Here is a 20,902-nt window from a genome sequence, read left to right on the forward strand (position 1 = left end):
GGAACTTGGTGTGAAAGTCACCGTGGACGAGGACAAGTGCTGCAGCGCCGGCCAGTGCGTGCTGATCGCGCCCGATGTCTTCGACCAGCGCGACGAGGACGRCGTGGTCGTACTGCTCGACAAGGCGCCGCCTCCGCGGCTGCACGACGCCGTCCGGGAGTCGGCCCTGGCATGCCCCGCAGCCGCCATCCAGCTGGTCGAGTTGTGAGTCGAGCCCTGCGCCGGATCGTGGTCGTGGGCGCATCGGCAGGCGGGCTGGCCTGCGCGGAGGCGCTGCGCAGGCAGGGCTATGCGGGTGTACTCACGCTCGTCGGCGACGAACCACACCCTCCCTATGACCGCCCACCGCTGTCGAAGCAGATCCTGGCCGGGCAGTGGGAGCCGGACCGGCTTTCCCTGCGGCCGCCAGCGGATATCGAGGCGCTGGGGTTGGACCTGCGGCTGGGGGTGACCGCGACCGGGCTGGATGTGTCCGCGCGGGCGGTGGCGCTGACGGACGGCGCGGATCTGCCCTACGAGGGACTGGTCGTGGCGACCGGCGTACGCGCCCGCCGCCTGCCCGGTAGCGGGCGCGTGGCCGGGGTGCACACGTTGCGGACCCTAACGGACGCGCTGGCGTTGCGGGCGCGGCTGCGTTCGGGGCGACGGTTGGTGATCGTCGGCGGTGGGTTTGTGGGTGCCGAAGTGGCCGCCGTCGCGCGTGGGCTCGGGGTGGAGGTGACGGTGCTGGAAGCGGGTCCGGTCCCGCTGGCGCAGGCGGTCGGCGAGCAGGCCGGGCGGTTGCTGTCGCAGGTCCACCGTGACCACGGCGTCCACCTGCGCACCGGGGCGGTGGTGGCCGAGGTCATCAGCGTCGAGGGCAGGGTGACCGGTGTCGCGCTGGCCGACGGAAGTGTGGTCCCGGCCGATGACGTGCTGGTCGCCATCGGTTCGGTGCCCAACACCGAGTGGCTGGCTGGCAGTGGCCTGCCCGTCCACGACGGACTCGTGTGTGACGAGTACTGTGCCGCCGGGCCCGGTGTGTACGGGGTCGGAGACGTGGCGTGCTGGCACAATCCGCTGTTCGGCACCGCGATGCGCGTCGAGCACCGTACCAACGCCGCCGAGCAGGCCATGACCGTCGCCCACAACCTGCTCAACCCGGACGTCCAGCGGCCCTACGCCCCCGTGCCGTACTTCTGGTCCGACCAGTACGACATGAAGGTCCAGGCCTACGGGTACGTGCGTGGCCACGACGAGGCGCTCGTCCTGGACAGCGACCTGTCCCGTCGGCAGCTGCTGGTCGCGTACCGCCGTGGAGACCTGCTTGCCGGGGTGGTCGCTGTCGGCAAGCCGCCCAGGACCTTGCGCGCCTGGCGGGCGCTCATCGCTTCCGGTGCCACCTGGGAAGCCGCCGTCACCGACACGGCCGCCGCGTAGCCGCCCTCGTGGACCACCGCCCAGAAGGCCACCAGCTCAGCCCGCGCCGCTTCGTGCGGCGCGGTGGAGCCATCCTCTCGAGGAGTAATCCATGAGCACGACAACCAGCACCACCCACCCGACCGACAACGCCGGCCTTCCCACGTTCCCCGGCCAGCGGTCCGCGCACCGTCCCCTCGACCCGCCCGCGGAATACACCGACTGGCTTCGTAGTGAAGGTCCACGACGGGCACTGTGGCGCGATAGATCGGTGTGGATCGTGAGCCGGTACGCCGACATCCGGGCGGCCCTGAGTGACCCACGGCTCAGCGCGAACGACCGCACTCCCGGCTTCCCGGTCCCGGACTCGTCCGGCCCGGGAATGCCCCAGGCCTTCATCCGGATGGACGACCCGGAGCACGCCCGGCTGCGCCGGATGCTCACCGGGGAGTTCACCGTCAAGCGCATGCAGCAGCTGCGTCCGCGGATCCAGGAACTGGTCGACGGCTTCCTGGATCAGATGATCAGTGCGGGGCAGTCGGCGGATCTGGTGGACGCGTATGCCTTGCCGATTCCGTCCATGGTGATCTCGCTGCTGCTCGGTGTGCCCTATGCCGAGCACGAGTTCTTCCAGCAGCACAGCGCCACCATCATCACCGCGAGCGCGACGCAAGAGGAGAAGCTGACGGCCAGCGCGCAGCTCGCCGGCTACCTGTTCGAACTGGTGGCCCGCAAGGAGCAGGAGCCGGCGGACGACGTGATCAGCCGGCAGATCCAGCGGGTCGCCGTCGGCGAGATCAGCCGTGAAACAGTAGTGGTGAACGCCATCTCGCTTCTGGTCGCCGGTCACGAGACCACGGCCAACATGATCGCCCTGGGCGCGTTGGCCCTGCTGCAGAACCCCGGCCAGCTCGCCCGTGTCCGCGACACCGACGACCCGGCCGTGGTCGCGAACGCGGTCGAGGAGCTACTGCGCTACCTGACCATCCCCCAGGACGCGGTCTTCCGGGTCGCCGCCGAGGACGTCACCATCGGCGACCAGCTCATCCGCGCCGGCGAAGCCCTGATCATGAACCTGCCCGCCGGCAACCGCGACGAGACCTTCACCGCCGACCCCAACACCATCGACATCGACCGCGACACCCACGGGCACCTCGGCTTCGGCTACGGCAGCCACCAGTGCCTCGGCCAGGCGCTGGCCCGCGTGGAACTACAGATCGCGCTGCCCACGCTGCTGCGCAGGCTGCCCGGGCTGCGGTTGGCGACGCCCCTGGAAAAACTGACGTTCCGCAACGGAACGATCACCTACGGCGTCCAAGAGCTGCYAGTCACCTGGTAGCGCCACGACAGACACTCCTCACGCGCGGCCACGAAACGTCCGGGCGGCCCGCGCCAGGCTCTCCGCGTGAGCAGTCCGCCGGTGCCGCCACGGGCACGTAGAACACCTCGACACCCCAGCAATACCCACAGCGCTGTCGCACCCTTCAGGACAGGAGTCAGGTAGGCATGAGAGGGCTCAACGGAAAGCGCTTCGTCATCGCCGGCGGTGCCAGCGGGATCGGCGCCGCCACCGCCGAGCGCCTCGCCGCTGAGGGCGCCGCGGTCGTGGTCGGCGACATCAACCTCGACGGGGCGCAGGCCACCGCCAAACGCATCGCCGACGCCGGCGGAACCGCCCTCGCCGTCGAGTTCGATCTCGCTGACGAGCAGTCCGTGCGCGCACTGGTCGACACCGCGGTCGACCAGCTCGGTGGGGTCGACGGGCTCTACAACGTCGGCGCCGACGTCTCGGCGGAGGTGCTGGGGCGCGACGGGAACCTGCTGGACATGGACCCGGCTGTGTGGCGGCGCACGCTCGAGGTGAACCTGATCGGCTACGCGCTCACCGCCCGCGCCGTCCTTCCACTGCTGCTCGAACAGGGCAGCGGAGCGATCGTCAACACCTCCTCCGCCTCCGCGCATGTGGGCGACCGCAAGCGTGCGGCGTACAGCGCCAGCAAGGCCGGGATCAACGCCCTCACCCGCCACATCGCCTCCCGCTGGGGCAAGCAGGGCATCCGCTGCAACTGCGTGTCACCCGGAGTCGTGATGACCGAAGCCGCACGAAGGACGTCCCTGAACGCGAAGAACATCGCGATTGCACAGCAAGCCATGCCCAGCCCCTCGGTTCGGCAGGCCCAGCGACCTCGCCGGGGTGGTCGCGTTCCTGCTCTCCGACGACGGAGAATGGATCAACGGCCAGGTCTGGTCGATCTCCGGCGGCGCACTGCTCCGCGAATGAAGACCGAACACACCGGACGACTTCCCACACACGAAGCCGCGCGTCACGCTCGTCCACCGGTCGATTCCCTGCCCAACTGTATGAGGGGTGGATCCGCTGTCCTGGTCGCCAGCTGGGCTGTGGGTCACCGGGCCAATTTCTTCGCCCTGGCCGCCGGGTGTCGTCGGGCGAGGACCTGCCCTTCCGGCCGCCGTCAGCTGACGGCGTCACCGGGTTCGCCTGCGGCCGACGTCGCGGTACGCGGCTGCGGGCGCCGCGCCGCGATGCGGTGCGGTCTCGGGTGGGCCGCGGCGGTCCGGGTGTGCCGGCGGCGTGGGCGCGATCTGAATCCTGGTGGCTGCGGTCACCACATCTGCTGAAAGCGGGAGGATGCACATGACTGCGGTGATGCATGGTGTGCGAGTGCTTGAGGTCGCCGAACACACCTTCGTTCCCGCCGCCTCCGCGCTCCTCTCCGACTGGGGCGCCGAGGTCATCAAGATCGAGCATGTCGAACGTGGTGACGCGATGCGCGCCTTGGCCGCTACCGGTGTCGCGGTCGTGCCAACGTCAGCGAATGTCCTCCTCGAACACTCGAACCGCGGGAAACGAAGCCTGGGCCTGGATCTTGGGTCGGAGGCGGGCCGCGAGATCCTCTACCGCCTCGCCGCGAGCTGCGACGTCTTCCTCACCAACAAGCTGCCGGCGGTGCGCAGTTACGACCCCACCAGCCCCTTCATGCAGGGAACGGTCAGCACGGCCGCCGAACGCGCCGCCCCCGCCCGCTTCGAGGCTGTGGATGCCTTGCGAAGCATCGCCGACCAGGCGGGAATCACCCTCACAACGCTGGCACTCGCCTTCGTCTCCAGCCATCCTGCCATCACGTCGACGATCATCGGACCGCGCACGGCGAGGCACCTGGACGACGCACTCGACGCAGCGGACGTCGAGCTCGGCGGAGACGTCCTCGACGCCATCGACAAGATCGTTCCACCCGGCGTCGATCTCCCCGACATCGACCATTTCACTCAGTATCCGTCGCTGCTGCCCGCGGCTCGCCGCCGACCACCACACCTCCCTGCGTAAAGGAATGTCTTCCAGCCAGAGGGTTCGTCGGTGACCTGTCGTGGCCGTTGACCGGAAAGAGGTCGCATATGGACTGGAGGTCTTGGTCGCAGCCAATATCGTTCGGTATCTAGTGATGCATCGCGGACTGAGGAGGATCAGATGGGTAAGTTAGACGGCAAGGTGGCCTTCATCACCGGCGCAGGCCGTGGTCAGGGGCGTAGTCACGCCATCAGGCTGGCGAGCGAGGGTGCGGACATCATCGCGATCGACATCTGCCAGGACATTCCGACCGTCAACTATGAGATGGCGAGTGCGGAGGATCTGGCGCAGACCGTCAAGGAGGTCGAGGCGCTTGGCCGCGGCATCGTCGCGGTCAAGGCCGACGTGCGGATCAAGGAGCAGCTGAAGGCCGCGCTGGAGGCGGGCATCGTCCGTTTCGGCAGGGTCGACATCGTCTGCGCGAATGCCGGCATCCTGCCGATGAACGACCGCACCCTCATCGAGGGCTTCATCGACGGCGTGGACGTCGACTTCGTCGGCGCGCACAACACGGTCGCCGTCGTCGCCCCTCATCTGCGGGCCGGCGCCTCGATCATCATCACCGGTTCTTGCGCGGGCCTGATGAAGAACACCACCGAGGCGATGGGCAAGACCGGCGKGGTCGGGTACTCGTTCGCGAAGCGGCTGGGCTTCCAGTACGTCGAGACGCTCGCGCTGCAGCTGGCGCCGCACAACATCCGGCTGAACGCGGTGCACCCGACGAACGTCAACACCCGGCTGCTGCAGAACGACGACATCTACCGCGCGTTCCGCCCGGACCTCGTCGCCGAGGGCAAGACGCCGACCCGCGAGGATGCGGAGGCGGTCTTCCCGGGCATGCAGCCGATGCCGATCCCCTACATCGAGCCGGGCGACGTCTCCGCCCTGGTGCTGTTCCTGGCCAGCGAGGACTCCCGCTACGTCACCGGCCTCAACATCCGGCTCGACGCCGGCTCGATGCTCAAGGGCGAACGCGCGATCTAGAGGACGTCCGAGAAGGGTCAGGGTGACGCGCAGGAGAGGTGGAAAGCTCATCGACCTCGGTACAGTTCTGCGCGGCGCCAATGTTGCCATCATATCCGCGGGAAGCCCGTGACACCCGCGGCGTCCTCATTCTGGTCGCGGATGACCTCGACCGAAAACGTGTGCGTCGCGGATATCGCCTACCTGGGCGAGGCTGAGCGCCTCCGCGGTCTGCCCCGGGCAAAGCGCGGCGTTGGCGGCGATACGACGTATCGTGCTTGCGCGGACCACCACTCCCGAGCGGATAGGAGCACGATGACGGACAAGGCGCTGGTCGACGTCGAGCGGCGCGGGCGGGTGCTCGTGGTGACGATGCGGCGAGAGTCGAAGCGCAACGCGGTCGACCGAGCCATGGCCGATGCGCTGGACGCCGCGTTCAACCTGCTCGAGGACGGCGACGAGCTGTGGGCCGGGGTCCTCGCCGCCACCGGGCCCGTCTTCAGCGCCGGCAGCGATCTGCGGGCCGGCGGCGACTACGCCACCGCGCGCGGTGGCGAGTACGGCCTTGTGCGCCGGCCGCGGCGCAAGCCGCTCGTCGCGGCAGTGGACGGCCCGGCGCTCGGCGGCGGGCTGGAGCTGGTACTGGCGTGCGACCTGGTCGTCGCGTCGACGTCGGCGACGTTCGGGCTGCCCGAGGTCGCGCGTGGGCTCGTCCCCACCTGCGGGGCGCTCTTCCGCGGCCCGCGCGGCCTCCCCGCCAACCTCGCCCGCCAGCTCATCCTCACCGGCGAACCGATCACCGCCGCCCGGGCATACGAGGTCGGCTTCGTCAACGAGCTCGTCGGGCCAGGTCAGGCGGCCGAGCGTGCCGCCGCGCTGGCCGAACGGATCTGCCGCAACTCCCCGGTCGCCGTCCGCGCCTGCCTGGCCGCTGTCAACGAGCTGACCACGGACGAGGACAGGGCCGGCTGGTCCGCCACCGCCTCGGCCACCGACGCTCTCAGGACCTCCGCCGACCCCGAGGAGGGCATCCGGGCCTTCCTTGAGCGCCGCTCCCCGGTCTGGACCGGGCGCTGACCCGCGATCAGCACCTTCTCATGATCACGACGCGAACACGCGCAGGGCATCTACATACCGGGTCAGGAGCCAATGCCGTGAAGCTTAAGTCGATCTTGGATGGCTGATCTTCCGCTGTTGCTGGCCGGCGGGTTGGTACGGCGTGGCGGCGTGGCATCTGTGCTGGCGGGTGGTTTGGTCACGGTTCGTGGCTTCGATGATGTCCCCGGACCTGTGGGGTGCGGAAAGTCGGCCTAGGCCTGTGAGCTGGGACGATGCTACGGACCAGTCGCCGGCATGATGGTCAACCATGTCCGTGCGCCTGCTATACCTGATCTTCGTCAGGGTGTGTGGCTGGCTCGTTCTGCTCGGCCGATCGTCGGCATCGAAGGACATCGAGCTGCTCGTGCTGCGACACGAGGTCGCAGTGCTGCACCGCGCCCAGTCCCGGCCTCGGTGGGACTGGGCGGACCGGGCCATACTCGCCGCTCCGATCCGACGGCTACCGAAACGGCTACGGACGCACCGGCTGGTCACTCCCGGCACCGTCCTACGCTGGCACGCCGCCTGGTCACCAGGAAGTGGACCTATCCCCTGCGAACCGGACGACCGCCGATCAGCGTGGAGATCACTGCGCTGATCGAACGGCTCGCTACCGAGAACAAGACGTGGGGGTACAAGAGGATTCAGGGCGAGTTGCTCAAGCTCGGCCACCGGGTCGGCGCGTCCACGATCCGTAGGGTCCTGAAGTCCCTCGGGCTGCCTCCAGCACCGCGGCGGCAGCCCGACTCGAGCTGGCGGGAGTTCCTGCGCACCCAGGCCTCGACGATGCTGGCCGTTGACCTCTTCCACGTGGACTGCGCCGTGACGCTGCGGCGCCTGTACTGCTTGTCTGTCATGGAGGTCCGCACCCGCTACGTCCACCTCGTCGGGGTAACCGCGCACCCAGACGGGCCGTGGACCACCCAGCAGATCCGCAACCTCCTCATGGACCTTGGGGACCGGGCAGCCGAGATCCGATTCCTGGTCCGCGACCACGCCGGGCAGTTCACCGCGTCGTCCGACGCGATCCTCGCCGACGTCGGCATCACCACAGTCACGATCCCGCCTCGAGCGCCCCGGGCGAACGCCTACGCGGAACGGTCCGTCCGCACCGTCCGCGCCGAGGTCACCGACCGCATCCTGATCCTCGGCGAACGGCACCTACGAACCGTCCTGACCCAGTACGCACGCCACTACAACGGACAACGCCCCCACCGCGCCCTCGAGCTCCAACCGCCCCGACCCGACCATCCCATCGCCGACCTCACGGCGACACGGATCAGGCACCGACCTGTCCTCGGCGGACTGATCAACGAATACGAACGAGCCGCCTGAAACCCCAGGTCAACCCCGGTGGCACAGTTCCGGCACCCCACACGGCCAGCCGATGCAACAGCGCCGTCAGGAGTTGGCCGGGCGGGGCCATCCGCCGAACTGCTGAGCAGCCGCGTCGCCGAAGCCGGCTGGCTCTCCCGCCTCGGCGAACGTGCGAGCTATCTGGCGCATCTCCTCCTCCCAGCGCCACCCCTTGTGGGCTGCCGCATCGAGCGCGGCGGCGTGGCGTGTGGCGAGCTCAGGCTGAGAGCGCGCCCACTCTGCCGCGAGTGCTTCGTCCACACCGTGGCGCTTCGCGACGCGGCGGGCACTGATCAGCAGGGCCGCAGTGATCTTGGTCCACGCCGCATAGGTCATCTTCAGCGCCGACGCGGCCGTGTTGTCGCCGTTCAGCACGACAGCTTCGATGTGGGTGCCGCGAAAGATCGCGGCGACGTCCCCGGCTCGCTCCCCGGACAGGAACACGCGGGTGGTCCCGGGTTGCTCCGGTGGCGGCCCGATGATCCCGCCGTCGACATACGTGGCTCCGCGGGCCTGAACCACCGCTGCGACGCCGGAAGCGGTGCCCGGGCTGATCGCGTTGGCGTCCACGTACAACCCAGAGAAGCCAGCAACCGTCCGGGCGGTCTCCGCCGCGGCAGCGGGTGGGCAGATGGACAGGACAACGTCGCGGTCCCTCAGGTCGACCGACTCGCGCATCCCCGCGGCATCCGCGCGACGGCGCGTGCTCGCGCTTCGTCCGGCTGGCAGCCAGGTCACGTCGTGGCCGGAGCCGACCAGCGCCCAGCCCACCGCCGCGCCCATCTGCCCCGGGTGAAGAATCGCGATGCGGCTCACCAGGGCATCATCCGCAGTCCGTCACCGCCAGTGGACATCGACCATCCGGCCGCCTCGCGGCCCARCAAGGTCGGGAGTTTCTGCTGTATGTCCGTGCTCAGATCTCGACGAGGTAGCTCGTGAAGCCGCCGTCGCCGCTCGAGCTGGCGCGAGACCTCGGCCGTCAGCAGACTGATCTGCCCGGTCACCGCGGCGACCGCCGCGCGTACCGCGGCCTGACCACGCTCGACTACCGGCCGGCGACGATGCGCCCCCGACGCGCCCTCCATCCGCGACCCACCCGACGGCAGCTTCGCGGAGGTTGCGGGCACCAGCGCCACACCCACCTCGGACGTCCAGCCCCCAGGTTTCCCGTCGCCAGTCATCACGGCCCCCGACCACCACCCGCGACGTCACCCGCCGCACCCGGACAAACGCGGCCAGCATCTCACAGACACCAACCGCCACCACACCTACACCGGCAAGCCGCCGAAAGCCACAAGGATGGGAAGTCCACCGTCGAGGCCCCTGGCCGACCCACTCGTCCGGCAAATGCCTCGGCGTCCGTGGCATACACGCGGTACTTGGGCCAGCGCGGCTCAGGCTGCGTCCCCGAGCAGTGCTTCTCCGCAAGCCACTCCACGCCCTCGCYGTGCGAAGCCAGATGTCACTCACAGCAGCCACGCGAGGGCCGTCGAGCGAGGACCTCTTTCCGTACGAACCAAGAGCCAGGCCTGTCTACCTGCTCGTTTAGACGACCTCCAAGTAGTCCGACTAATAGGTCAAACCTATTGACCCAGGTCGGATGCCAACTACGGAGCGTGGTGGGCCGTGTGTGCCAGCATCCGAACCGTTTGATCTTGGTTGCTGGCCCCGAAATCGCCGTCCGGCCGGTCGCCACCCGGGCTCTGGCCAGGGACGATGCCCAGTGACCGCGCCGACCTCTACATCATCTACCGAATCGAACAAACGTTCCGTAGACCTGGTAGGTCCGGCTGCACGTCGGCGCCGACACCGCCCGCGGCCTGGTCGCGCAGATCCGTAGCGACACGCATCTAACACTCGACAACCAGCCGCCAGAGGCGGCCTCAACCTAGCCCGCGCCGGTCGGCGTGCATAGGACCGTGTCGGCGTGCGCCGGCACGGTCCTATGGGCTCTGGTGCCGGCCCCGGCCTGCCGCGGCCGAGAGTCGATCCCGGGCGCCGGCGGTACAGGCCACCCACGTGCTGAAGCATCACCCCAGCGGCAAGATCGCCATCACCGCATAGCGAGCGACACCGCGCGCCATCGAACAGGGGCGCGGCCGGCGGGCGGCGTCCAGGTCTCCGCGATGCCGCGGGCTGACCGGACAGCAGGCCGGCCGCCCCTACTGCGCCTCGCTGAGATGGACCATGGCGTCGTACAGCTGCTCGTACGTCATCGGCGGCTCGGGGATCGGATGTGCCCGCTCAGCCCGGTAGGCGTCGAGCATGAGGTGGAGGTAACGCCGCCAGGCGTTGGGCGCCGTGGCGCTGGTGGCCTCGATGATCCTGCCGTTCGACCAGATGAGGTTGACGATGTCGGCCAGGGTGATATCGCGGCGAGCCTCGCCGGCTTCTTGGGCCCGGGTGAGCATGTCCACGATCTGCTGGCACATCTCGTCGTGGATGCGCTCGGTCTCGGCGCTGTCGGTGAAGCGGCGGGAGAGGAAGTCGTTGAAACCCCGGTCTCCCGCCTGCATGCCGAACAGGTGCTCCAGGTAGTAGACGAACCCTTCCCACGGGTCGTTCATCTCCAGGGCCTTGTTGGCCCCGTCGAGGAACTCCTGAAGCCGGGGCTGGAAGGCGGCCATGAGCAGGTCCAGGCGGGTTGGGAAGTGGCGGTACAGGGTGCCGATGGCAACGCCAGCGTCGCGTGCGATCTTCTCCAAGGAGGCATCCACGCCGTGTGCGGCGAATTCGCGCTGCGCCGCGGCGAGGAGCTTGTCTCGGTGCTCCCGGGCGTCACGGCGCAGGGGCCTTCGCATCTGCTCAACGTCGCTGCGGCTCACTTCGTCAGTCTACCGGCGATACTGAGGGTGGCCTCCCTTTCTGTGCCGCTCAGGAGCCCGGCAGAGCGCGGTTGACCTCGGTGAGCTCGTCGGCATGGTCGTGCGCGACGTGGCTGACGGCGCGCCGCAGCACCGTGGCGCCCGCCATCTGGCTGACGATCCCGGGGGCCCTCCCGCGAGCATGACGTTCGTTCGGTGCCCTGGCACGGTGGCAGGGCTGAGAACAGGCCAGGTGGCTGCCGGGGCCGGGCGGTACCCGGCCTGGATGTCGCCGCCGTCGCGGGCAGCGTTCGCGACCAGGCGGCGAGGGGCACCTTGTCTTCCTTCGTCTCCTTGGTGCCGCCAGATGTCGAGGCCCGAAACTCCTGCCAAGATGAGGCACCCCTCCGGAATAGAGTGAGGTACCCCTCCGTTTGTACGGGCAGCAACAAACGGAGGGGTGCCTCATCTTGGCGCTCTGACTTGACCGCACGAGGAGCGAAGCAGATGAGCACTATGGAGCCCTCCGGGGCGCAGGCGCCTCAGCGGCCCGCGGAGGCCGTCGGGGCGCACCTGGCCGCTTCGCCCGATCCCCATGACGAGCGGCGCTGGATGGCCCTGGGTGTCCTCGTCATCGCCCAGATCATGATCCTGCTGGATGCGACCGTCGTGAACGTTGCCCTGCCCTCGGCGCAGGCCGACCTCGGCTTCTCCGACGCCAGCCGCCAGTGGGTGATCACCGCCTACGTGCTGGCCTTCGGCAGCTTGCTTCCGCTGGGAGGCCGGCTGGGCGACGCGCTCGGCCGCAAGACCATGTTCATCGTGGGACTGCTGGGGTTCGCGATTGCCTCCGCTGCCGGCGGCGCGGCCCCGAACATCGGCACGCTGATCGCCGCCAGGGCCGTCCAGGGCGGGTTCGCCGCAGTTCTCGCGCCGGCGGCGTTGTCGCTGATCACGGTGATTTTCACCGACCTCAAGGACCTGAACAAGGCGTTCGGGATCTTCGGTGCAGTGTCCGGCAGCGCCGGCGCCGTCGGCCTGCTGCTGGGCGGGCTGCTGACCGACTACGTGGACTGGCGCTGGTGCATGTACGTCAACATCGTCCTCGCGGTCGCCGGGATCATCGGTGGCCTCACGCTGCTGCACAACTCCGCCGAGCCCGACAAGCCCAGGCTTTCCGTGTCGAGCACGGTCGTCGGCTCGGCGGCGATCTTCGGGTTGGTCTTCGGGTCGGCCAAGGCCCAGACCGACGGCTGGGGCTCGGCGGTCACACTGACCCCGCTCATCGCCGGCGGTCTCCTACTGGCCGGCTTCGTCGTGCTCCAGAAGGTCGCCCGCCACCCGCTCATCCCGCTGCGGGTGGTCGCCGACCGCAACCGTGGTGCCGCCTACCTGACGCTCTTCCTGGCGAACGCGGCGGTGTTCGCGCTGTTCCTGTTCCTGACCTATTACTTCCAGGGCGTGCTGGGCTACTCGCCGATCATGACCGGCGTCGCGTTCCTGCCGATGATGGCGGCGATCGCCGTGGTCGCCACGCTGACCCAGGGCGTGCTGCTGCGGCGCCTGACCATGCGGGTCATCGTCGCCGCCGGCTTGATCGCCTCCGGTGCCGGAGCCGCACTGCTGACCCAGGCCGGTGCGGGCAGCCCGTACGCGACCTGGGTGCTGCCCGGGCTGGTCCTGGTCGGGACCGGCATCGGGTCGGCCGCCGTCGTGGCAGTCGCGGTCGGGCAGCTGGGTGTCGATCCGCGCGACGCTGGTACGGCGGGGGCGCTCAACAACGTCTCCCAGCAGCTCGGCTCGGCGCTCGGCGTCGCCTTGATCAGCACCTTCGTCGCCACCGCCACCAGCCACTACCTGACCCGCCACGGCAGCACTGCCGTCGTCGACGCAACCGTGCACGGGTTCACCGTCGGCTACTGGTGGGCCGCTGGCGTCTTCTGGGCCGCTGCCGTCCTCTGCAGTGCCCTGATCCGCGGCGGCACCCGGCTCCATCACGAGGCCGGCCAGCCCGAGCCCCTCGACGAGATCGCCGGCGGACTGATCTGACAGCCCGTGGCGGGCAGCGCCCCGGTGGGGGGACGGATCGCGGCGCCAACCAGCAAGACGCGAACCACAACCGACAGAAAGGCCAGTTCACCATGCCCAAGCTCGACGGCAAGGTCGCAGTGATCACCGGAGCGACGTCTGGGATGGCGCTAGCAACGGCCAAGCTGTTCGTGGCCGAAGGCGCACACGTGTTCATMACCGGACGACGCAAGGACAAAGTGGACGAGGCGGTCACCGCCATCGGCCACAACGTAACGGGCGTGCAGGCGGACTCAGGAAATCTGAACGACCTTGCCCGCTTGGCCGAGACCGTGCGGGAGCATCACGGACGAGTCGACGTCCTGTTCGCCAGCGCCGGAGTCGGCTCGGTATCCGACCCGCTGGGCAGCATCACCCCGGACTCGTTCGACACGCTCGTGGCCGTCAACTTCCGGGGCACCGTGTTCACCGTTCAATACCTGCTGCCGTTGATGAGCGACGGCGCGTCGGTCATCTTGAACGGCACGACCAGCGCGACCAAGGRCATCCCCGGCGCCGGGGTGTACTCGGCCAGCAAGGCAGCCGTTCGCTCACTCGCGCGCACCTGGGCTGCGGAGCTGAAGGACCGCGGCATCCGGGTAAACGTCATCAGTCCCGGCTCGATCGACACCGCGCTCTTCAGCACCGTCACCCCGGAATTCCGGGAGCAGATCACCTCCGCCATCCCCCTAGGACGGCTGGGGACCAGTGAGGAGATCGCGGCCACCGCGCTGTTCCTCGCCTCTCCGGACGCCAGCTTCATCACCGGCGCAAACCTGGTCGTCGATGGCGGGTTCAGTCAAGTCTGACGCCATCCGGCCGGGCAGCCGACCCCCGATCCCCTTAAGCAAAAAGTTCATCCCAGACTACAGAAAGTGAGCGCCCGTCCATGAGTGGCATCAGCTTCGTCGGCCTGGGCGGCATGGCCCGCGCCATAGCCGCCCGCGCGGTCGAGGGCGGCAACGCCGTCGAGGTCATCGGCCGCGACCAGGCCAAGGCCAAGGACCTGGCCGCCGCCCTCGGCGGCGGCGCGACGGCCGGGACATTCGGCGCCGCGCCGGCCGGCGACATCGTCATCCTCGCCGTGCCCTACGCCAGCGCCGCGCAGGTCCTCGCCCAGTACGGGGACGCACTGGCCGGCAAGGTCGTCATCGATATCTCGAACACCTTCAACGCCGACGCCACCGCGCTGGTCACCCCTGACGGCACGTCCGGCGCGCAGGAGATCGCCAAGGCCGCCCCGGCCAGCGCGCACGTCGTGAAGGCGTTCAACACCGTCTTCGGCCACGTCCTGGCCCAGGGCGGCCCGCTGGACGTGCTCATCGCCGGCGACGACGCGGACGCCAAGGCGAGCGTGTCGGCGTTCATCGAGAGCCTCGGGCTGCGCCCGCTGGATGCCGGCGACCTGGCGGCGGCGCGCTGGCTGGAGGCGGCGGGCCCGCTGCTGATGGGCCTGGCCAGCCATGGCGCAGGGTTCAACATCAGCCTCGGCGTCAACGTCCCGGACTGAAGCCCGCTTGCAGTTCTAGCACCGCGCACTGGCACCCGGCGGCCATCCCGGGCAGGCAGGGTTCCGCCTGCCCGGGATGTCGGCGGCCCCTGCGCCATCCGACCTGCAGGCAATCGACTCTGAGCACCCGGGACTGCCCGCGTCCGGCACTGGCGAAGACGTCATCAAGCAGGTCGGCGACAACATCTCATCGTGGCTGGCCACACACGAAAGACTGAAGGAGACACCCGTGCCTGACTACGGCCATCCTCTGCGTTTCGCAACGTTCATCTCTCCCGCCAACTCCCCGGCGCGCCGTCCGGTCGAGCTGGCGCAGCACAGTGAGCGGCTCGGTTTCGACTTCGTCACCTTCCAGGATCATCCCTACCAGTCGAGTTTCCTCGATACCTGGACCCTGCTGAGCTGGGTGGCAGCGCGGACCGAGCGGATCGGCGTGTCCGCCAACGTGCTGAACCTGCCGCTGCGCCAGCCCCCCGCCGTGCTCGCCCGCGCGGCTGCCAGCCTCGACCTGCTCTCCGGTGGACGGACGAGCCTCGGGATCGGGGCCGGCTTCTACTGGGACGCCGTGCAGGCGGCCGGCGGACGGCGGCTGACCCCGCTGCAGGGCGTGGCGGCGCTCGGCGAGGCCATCGACGTGATCCGCGGGATCTGGGACGCCGACGTGCCCGGCACCCTCAATGCCGACGGCGAGTTCTACAAGGTCCACGGCGCCGAGCGCGGACCCGCGCCCGCACACGAGATCCCGATCTGGCTCGGCGCCCACAAGCCGAGGATGCAGGACCTGGTGGGACGCAAGGCCGACGGCTGGCTACCGTCGCTGCCGGTCATGGAGCCCGGCGGCCTGCCCAAGGGAAACGCGATCATCGACGACGCCGCACGGGCCGCGGGCCGCGACCCCCGCGAGATCACCCGTCTGCTCAACATCTTCCCGGACCAGCAGACCCCGGAAGCACTGGCCCAGATGACCCTCCAGGACGGMGTCAGCATCTTCATCCTGGCCAGCGACGACCTGGACGTGCTCGAACGCTTCGCCGCCGAATCGATACCCGCCGTACGCGAACACGTCGCCCGGGGACGCAAATAGCACGCGTGCCCGCTTCGGCATCACTCACGCGCCGGCCGCCGACCGGCCTGAGCTCTACCTCGAAGCATTCGTGACCTCCCGTCCGCATGCGGGCCGTGAGGTCGGCCGGCATCTGCTCGCTGCGGTCATCCGCGAGGCAAACTCCCGCGGCGCCGAACAACTGCGGGCTGACTGCTGGGCCGGCGGCGACGGACGACTCGTTCGCTACCACGAGCAGCAAGGCTTCACATCGGCCGAGACCTTCCACATCGGCACCTGGGCCGGACAGCTACTCGTACTCCCGCTCACCCCAAGGCACTGATCAACGCGGCGCCGCTCAGCTGCGGGCGCCGACCAGGTTTGGCTCAGATCAACGCGGCGGGCCCGCGGGTGCACTCGCAGCCCGCTCCGCATTTCGGGCGTCGCGAGGGTCGCTGCCATTGATCGCTGTGAGGGCGGGGCGGGGAAGAATCGCTTCGATTCTGTGGGCGGCGGTGGTGGCGCTGTTCGAACCCTGCTGTATTTGCGCTCGCCGATTCGGCGGTGGACCGACCTCCCGCGCCGGCTGCGGGCCGTGGGGTGATGCTGGACTTCGGCGGGGGCCTGAGGGCCGACTGTTGATCATGCCAATTGATGGATGACCGTTTCGGTGTCCGCCGGTGTGGTGGATCGTGTTCTATCTGGACTGCCGGCCCGCCACGGCCACTGGGCGGAGGCTGGGGTGGGCTAGCGGAGGAGAAGCGCGACACCCCATCCCGCTCGATCCGTCACTACGGTGCTGCTGGTCGTCCGAGGACGACGGCCACCTGGCGATGTCCGAAGCTGGCCCTGGCGGATCGATCCGATCCGATGTCCACATGCATCTGGACATGTCGCCGCCTGCCGTCTTATGGGTGGACCGTAACGCCCACCTGCTGGAGCAGAATCGGCATTCGTTGACCTGCTGCGCGACGCCGATTGGTCCGTGCCGGTCTCGACCTGCCCGGGTTGGACCCTCACCCAGCTTCTGCGTCACGTCGCTCGCGGTCCGCGTTGGGCCGCGGCGATCGTGCGGACCCGGTCTCGGGAAGCGATCGACCCGCGCGGGGTTTCCGGTGGCAGGCCGCCGGCGGACCGTGTGGGCGTGCTCGCCTGGTTTCAGGAAGGTCCGCGGCCCGCGGCCTTCCGCAAGATCTTGACCTCGTCCTCCAACTCGGCGATCCGCACCTGAGCGGCCCGCAGGGCCGCCGACTCGACCGCCCGGCTGGTGGGTGTCTTGAGCCCACGATCGATCAGGTCCCGCGACCGCCAGCCGTACAGGCAGGACTCGGCGATCCCAACGAGGCCCCGACGTCACGGACTGAACGGCCCCACGCGACCAGGTCCAAGGCACGACGACGGAACTCCGGCGGGTACGGCTTGGGCACGAGCAGTGGCCTCCTTCAGGCAGCCACCGAACCGTAGAACTCCTCACTTCCGAGTCCGCCGAACGGGATCAACATCACCGGCGCCACTGGCAACGATCCACGCTGACGCTGTGAGGAGTCCCGCGCGGGAACTCGGACCTACTCCCTTGACTGCGGTCCTTGATCGTTTGATGAGGATGCGGTGGCGGTGATCCGGAAGGGTCACGCCGCTCAGGGCGAGAGCGCGGGTTCGTCTGGGGTGGAGTGTTCGGGGAACGGGTCCTCGGCGAGGTGACCCAGGATCCGTTCGTTGAGGGCGGCGAGGATGTCGAGTTCGGCGGCGGTGAGCAGGCCGATGAAGTGCCGGCGGACGTTGCGCACGTGCTGGGGCGCGGCRTCCTCGATGGCGCGGCGTCCAGCGGGCAGGAGGCGGATCATGGAGCTGCGGGCATCGGCTGGGTTAGTTTCCCGGACGATGAACCCATGCTCCTGCATGCGCCGGGTCTGGTGGGAGAGGCGGCTCTTCTCCCACTGCAGCAGGGCGCACAGTTCCCGAGCGGGCAGGCTGCCCGTGGCGTGCTCCGAGAGCACAGCGAGGATTTCGTAGTCGGCCTCCGTCAGTCCGGAGTCCTCCAGCAGGTGCCGGCGCAGACGGACGGCGAGCTGGTGGTGCGCGTGCATGAAGGCCCGCCAGGCGCGGTCTTCACGGGGGCTGAGCCAGGTCGGTTCCGTCGGCATGCGGCGATATTACCTGCTGGTTGACTCGTCAACCAAGAGTCAATACGGTCGACGAGTCAACCAAGATCTCGGCGCTCCGGGAAACACATCGTGAGCATCGTCGGCCTGCACAGCCAGAGCCACATCTCCATCGCATCCGGCGCGTGACGCCATCCGGCGGGGTCGTCCGCGCCGGGCACGCCCGGATCCCGGTTGCTCCCACGCGCCCACTCAACAGGAGTGACCCATGAAGTTTGGAATGATCGGCGCGGGAACGGTCTCGCGCGCCATCGCCGGCCACGTGGTCAAGGCCGGTCACGACGTGGTCTTCAGCAACAGTCGCGGTCCGGGCACCCTCGACGCCGTCGTCGACGCCTTCGGTCCCCGCGCGTCGGCCGGCACCGTCGCCGAGGCGGGAGCCGCGGACTTCGTCGTGCTCGCCGTGCGCTGGACACGGGTGCGCGACGCGGTAGGCAACCTGCCCACCCGCGACGGCCGGATCGTTATCGACGCCACGAACCAGTGGGCCAGCCTGACCCCCACCTTCGTCGCCGACCACCTCGAGATCGGAGGCAGCGAACTGGTCGCCTCACTGATCCCCGGCGCCCACGTCATCAAGGCCTTCGACAACATGTACGGCCCCTACATCGCCGCCGACCCCGTCACCGACGCCGGCCGCCGGATCCTCTTCTACGCCGGCGACGACGGGACCTCGAAGGATCTCTTCCGCTCCGTTGTCGAGGACTTCGGATTCGCGCCCGTCGACCTCGGCCCACTTGAGATGGGACGCCTGATGCAGGTGGACGGCGGACCGCTGAGCGGACTGCACGCCGTCCGAGAAGACCGCCTCCCGCAGATGGTTGACGCATCATCTAACCAGCCGTAAGTTGGTTGAGCAATCAACTGTCCACCCCACCGCGAGGAGCGGCAGATGTCCGACACCGCCGAGGCCATTTCCGATCTCACCGGCGAGTACGTCATCGACCCGGCCCGCACTCGCATCGGCTTCGTGGCTCACGCCATGGTGACGAAGGTCCGCGGCTCGTTCACCGAGTTCGCGGGCACGGTCCGCCTCGACGAGGAGATCCCGGCGAACTCGAGCGCGCAGATCGTGATCAAGGCGCACAGCATCGACACCGGCAACGCCGATGACCGTCATCCCCGGCCTCCCGACAGCCCAACCCGAGCAGATCACTCCGCTCTACTGGGAGCTACACACCACCGACCGTGACGAGGCCGAGCGCGTGAACGGCCTCTGACACCACACCAGCCACACGCGGCTCGCCGACGCCTGATCGCGCCGCAGCCCACGGGCCGCGGCGCGATCCGACGCGACGGCTCCCGCCTCGATGACCACTCGCACCGCGATGCGTCCTGACCGCGCTACGCGAGACCATCCGCAGGCGGCTCGCTGGCGGGTGCCTACAGTTCCACCGGCTCTGCCCGGCTACAGGGCGGGGCGTCGGCGGTGCCGGCGATCAGGTGTTCGGTCGCCCAGCGTTCGAGCTCCGCCAGCGCCGGGCGCAGCGCCTCCCCGCGGGCCGTGAGCCGGTAGCGGACACCGACCGGCGGGCCCTCGATCACCTCACGGGCCACCAGACCGGCCGCGACGAGTTCATTCAGCCGCCCCGACAACATCCGCTCACTGACACCGGGCACCAGCTTGGAGATCTCCGAGAAACGCGCCGGCCCAGCCAACAGCGTGCCGATGATCAGACCGCTCCACCGCTTCCCGAGCAACGCGAACACCGGCGTGAGCGCATGACAGCTCACCGCGTCCCGCTCGCCCGGCTCCATCCACCGATGGTACTGACGGCCACCCCACGCCTGCCTTTGCTATATTTTCAGCGGCAACTAACTTTTTGTAACCCCTGATGTTCTTCGAGGAAGGTCGCCATGACGACTCCATCCGTGTCCAACCCCTCGGCGCCAGCACTCCCTGAAACGGGAAGCGGGCTACCGCTCGCTGCCGGCRTCTGGCCCATCGACCCCGCACACTCCKGTGTCTACTTCCAGGTCCGCCACCTCGGCCTGACCAACGTCCGCGGCCGGTTCGACCTGTTCAACGGCACACTCACCATCGGCGAGACCCTCGCGGACGTCGCCATCGACGCCACGATCGACATGGCCTCGGTCAACACCAACCAGCCCGACCGAGACGCCCACCTACGCTCCACCGACTTCTTCGACGTCGAACACCACCCAACCATGCATTACCGGTCACTATCCGTCACCGAAGGCGAAGACGGCTACCAAGTCGCCGGCGAACTGACCATCAACGCGACCACACAGCCAGTCAGCCTGGCGGTCGAGTTCAACGGCGTCGACGTCCACCCCGCGGACGGCCGGACCAGAGCCGGGTTCGCCGCCACCACCGAGATCCGCCGCAGCGACTACGGCATCGACTTCAACATGCCCCTCGGCGCCGGCAAACTCGCCCTCGGCGACAAGATCAAAATCGAGCTCGACCTCCAGTTCATCGCCCCATGACAACCCCGACACCCGCGCAGATCCCGGACTCACACCTGGACCTGCTCACCCAGCCCCTGACCGCGGTCCTGACCACCATCGGCACGGACGGCCGGCCGCAGTCGACCGCCGTCTAGTACCTCCTCGACGACTCGGCCCTGCGGACATCGATGGTCACCACCCGGCAGAAATACAAGAACCTCCTCCGCAACCCCGTCGCGGGCCTGTTCCTCCTCGACCCGGCCAACCCGTTCCGCACCCTGGAAATCCGCGCCGACGTCACCCTCACCCCCGACCCCGACCCCGACAAGGAACTACTCCCACTGTTCGCCAAGCACTACGGCGTCGACGAGTCGATGCTCGACCTCCCAGGCTCACAGCGAGTGACCGCGACCCTGGACCCCATCCGGATCGTCGCCAACGGCTGACGGTCGCACCCCCACGCCCGCCTCCACCTTCAAGACGGGCGTGGGGCCCCCGGCCCCCGCCCACCCTGAAACGGCGGCTACCGCACGACGGACTCCGGCGACAGCACAAGACCTCCGGAACCGTCGCCGACCGCTTGCCTATTGACGCGCAAACCGGATCCCGCCGGGGCCGGCACGGTCCATGGGACTGTCAAGTTAACGGTGTAACGGATTGTTATTGAGTTGCTACTTTCGGCCGGCGGTGAGGCGCCCGTCGAACGCGAGGTCGAAGGCGTTC

General features: G+C 68.8%; 20 protein-coding genes and 2 pseudogenes. 18 read left to right on the plus strand and 4 right to left on the minus strand.

The features are described 5' to 3' along the window. Positions 1-10 precede the first annotated feature (10 nt). From BCD49_RS38715 to BCD49_RS38750, 8 genes and pseudogenes are all read left to right on the plus strand, one after another. Positions 11-208: a ferredoxin gene (locus BCD49_RS38715; protein WP_071042502.1), complete on the plus strand. Its 198-nt coding sequence runs from the start codon at positions 11-13 to the stop codon at positions 206-208. A gap of 8 nt (positions 209-216) precedes the next feature. After that, entirely contained in the window at positions 217-1,419 is a 1,203-nt protein-coding gene (locus BCD49_RS38720; protein WP_425343352.1) for an NAD(P)/FAD-dependent oxidoreductase, read from the plus strand. A 91-nt stretch (positions 1,420-1,510) separates the two neighbouring features. Further along, entirely contained in the window at positions 1,511-2,737 is a 1,227-nt protein-coding gene (locus tag BCD49_RS38725; RefSeq protein WP_071042498.1) for a cytochrome P450, read from the plus strand. A gap of 167 nt (positions 2,738-2,904) precedes the next feature. Continuing rightward, positions 2,905-3,679 (plus strand): annotated as a pseudogene (locus BCD49_RS38730) (SDR family NAD(P)-dependent oxidoreductase). A gap of 375 nt (positions 3,680-4,054) precedes the next feature. Then, complete coding sequence (locus tag BCD49_RS46720; protein WP_007510847.1) at positions 4,055-4,744, plus strand: aldo/keto reductase; 690 nt, start codon at positions 4,055-4,057, stop codon at positions 4,742-4,744. 141 nt (positions 4,745-4,885) lie between these two features. After that, on the plus strand, positions 4,886-5,749 hold the full coding sequence (locus tag BCD49_RS38740; RefSeq protein ID WP_071042499.1) for a mycofactocin-coupled SDR family oxidoreductase: 864 nt from the start codon (positions 4,886-4,888) through the stop codon (positions 5,747-5,749). Between the two features lie 294 nt (positions 5,750-6,043). Continuing rightward, on the plus strand, positions 6,044-6,805 hold the full coding sequence (locus BCD49_RS38745) for an enoyl-CoA hydratase-related protein (protein WP_007510843.1): 762 nt from the start codon (positions 6,044-6,046) through the stop codon (positions 6,803-6,805). A gap of 289 nt (positions 6,806-7,094) precedes the next feature. Beyond that, a pseudogene (locus BCD49_RS38750) lies at positions 7,095-8,161 on the plus strand (integrase core domain-containing protein). A 66-nt stretch (positions 8,162-8,227) separates the two neighbouring features. On the opposite strand, the gene BCD49_RS38755 reads toward BCD49_RS38750, so the two are convergent. After that, a complete protein-coding gene (locus BCD49_RS38755; protein ID WP_007510839.1) occupies positions 8,228-8,998 on the minus strand; it encodes an NAD(P)-dependent oxidoreductase in 771 nt (256 codons plus the stop codon). A gap of 1,346 nt (positions 8,999-10,344) precedes the next feature. Then, a complete protein-coding gene (locus BCD49_RS38765; RefSeq protein WP_027140891.1) occupies positions 10,345-11,007 on the minus strand; it encodes a TetR/AcrR family transcriptional regulator in 663 nt (220 codons plus the stop codon). Between the two features lie 486 nt (positions 11,008-11,493). On the opposite strand from BCD49_RS38765, the gene BCD49_RS38770 reads away from it, so the two are divergent. The 6 genes from BCD49_RS38770 to BCD49_RS41685 all read left to right on the plus strand — a co-directional run bounded on the left by BCD49_RS38770 (position 11,494) and on the right by BCD49_RS41685 (position 16,836). After that, positions 11,494-13,035, plus strand: a complete 1,542-nt coding sequence (locus BCD49_RS38770) for an MFS transporter (RefSeq protein ID WP_007510832.1) — start codon at positions 11,494-11,496, stop codon at positions 13,033-13,035. Positions 13,036-13,127: 92 nt separating this feature from the next. Continuing rightward, positions 13,128-13,862: an SDR family NAD(P)-dependent oxidoreductase gene (locus BCD49_RS38775; protein WP_071042500.1), complete on the plus strand. Its 735-nt coding sequence runs from the start codon at positions 13,128-13,130 to the stop codon at positions 13,860-13,862. 80 nt (positions 13,863-13,942) lie between these two features. Next, entirely contained in the window at positions 13,943-14,563 is a 621-nt protein-coding gene (locus BCD49_RS38780) for an NADPH-dependent F420 reductase (protein WP_007510828.1), read from the plus strand. Positions 14,564-14,792: 229 nt separating this feature from the next. Then, on the plus strand, positions 14,793-15,647 hold the full coding sequence (locus tag BCD49_RS38785; protein WP_027140892.1) for an LLM class flavin-dependent oxidoreductase: 855 nt from the start codon (positions 14,793-14,795) through the stop codon (positions 15,645-15,647). 19 nt (positions 15,648-15,666) lie between these two features. Next, positions 15,667-15,948 carry a GNAT family N-acetyltransferase gene (locus BCD49_RS42945; protein WP_116439469.1) on the plus strand — a complete coding sequence of 94 codons (282 nt, stop codon included), beginning with the start codon at positions 15,667-15,669 and terminating at the stop codon, positions 15,946-15,948. Positions 15,949-16,590: 642 nt separating this feature from the next. Then, positions 16,591-16,836 carry a maleylpyruvate isomerase N-terminal domain-containing protein gene (locus BCD49_RS41685; protein ID WP_232794130.1) on the plus strand — a complete coding sequence of 82 codons (246 nt, stop codon included), beginning with the start codon at positions 16,591-16,593 and terminating at the stop codon, positions 16,834-16,836. A gap of 406 nt (positions 16,837-17,242) precedes the next feature. On the opposite strand, the gene BCD49_RS38790 is transcribed toward BCD49_RS41685, so the two are convergent. Beyond that, on the minus strand, positions 17,243-17,749 hold the full coding sequence (locus tag BCD49_RS38790) for a MarR family winged helix-turn-helix transcriptional regulator (RefSeq protein WP_007510823.1): 507 nt from the start codon (positions 17,747-17,749) through the stop codon (positions 17,243-17,245). 226 nt (positions 17,750-17,975) lie between these two features. Between BCD49_RS38790 and BCD49_RS38795 the strand changes: the two genes are divergently transcribed. After that, positions 17,976-18,614: an NADPH-dependent F420 reductase gene (locus BCD49_RS38795; protein WP_007510822.1), complete on the plus strand. Its 639-nt coding sequence runs from the start codon at positions 17,976-17,978 to the stop codon at positions 18,612-18,614. 45 nt (positions 18,615-18,659) lie between these two features. Next, complete coding sequence (locus BCD49_RS38800) at positions 18,660-18,959, plus strand: YceI family protein (RefSeq protein WP_007510820.1); 300 nt, start codon at positions 18,660-18,662, stop codon at positions 18,957-18,959. Between the two features lie 191 nt (positions 18,960-19,150). Here BCD49_RS38800 and BCD49_RS38805 read toward each other — a convergent pair whose 3' ends face one another. Beyond that, a complete protein-coding gene (locus tag BCD49_RS38805; RefSeq protein WP_007510818.1) occupies positions 19,151-19,525 on the minus strand; it encodes a winged helix-turn-helix transcriptional regulator in 375 nt (124 codons plus the stop codon). A gap of 99 nt (positions 19,526-19,624) precedes the next feature. On the opposite strand from BCD49_RS38805, the gene BCD49_RS38810 reads away from it, so the two are divergent. Both BCD49_RS38810 and BCD49_RS45665 read left to right on the plus strand, forming a co-directional pair. Next, the gene (locus tag BCD49_RS38810; protein ID WP_071042501.1) at positions 19,625-20,218 is read left to right on the plus strand and encodes a YceI family protein; all 594 of its coding nucleotides are present in this window, start codon (positions 19,625-19,627) and stop codon (positions 20,216-20,218) included. A gap of 149 nt (positions 20,219-20,367) precedes the next feature. After that, the gene (locus tag BCD49_RS45665; protein WP_007510813.1) at positions 20,368-20,625 is read left to right on the plus strand and encodes a hypothetical protein; all 258 of its coding nucleotides are present in this window, start codon (positions 20,368-20,370) and stop codon (positions 20,623-20,625) included. Positions 20,626-20,902 lie beyond the last annotated feature (277 nt).

The organism is Pseudofrankia sp. EUN1h, from assembly GCF_001854645.1.
Classification (GTDB): Bacteria; Actinomycetota; Actinomycetes; order Frankiales; family Frankiaceae; genus Pseudofrankia; species Pseudofrankia saprophytica.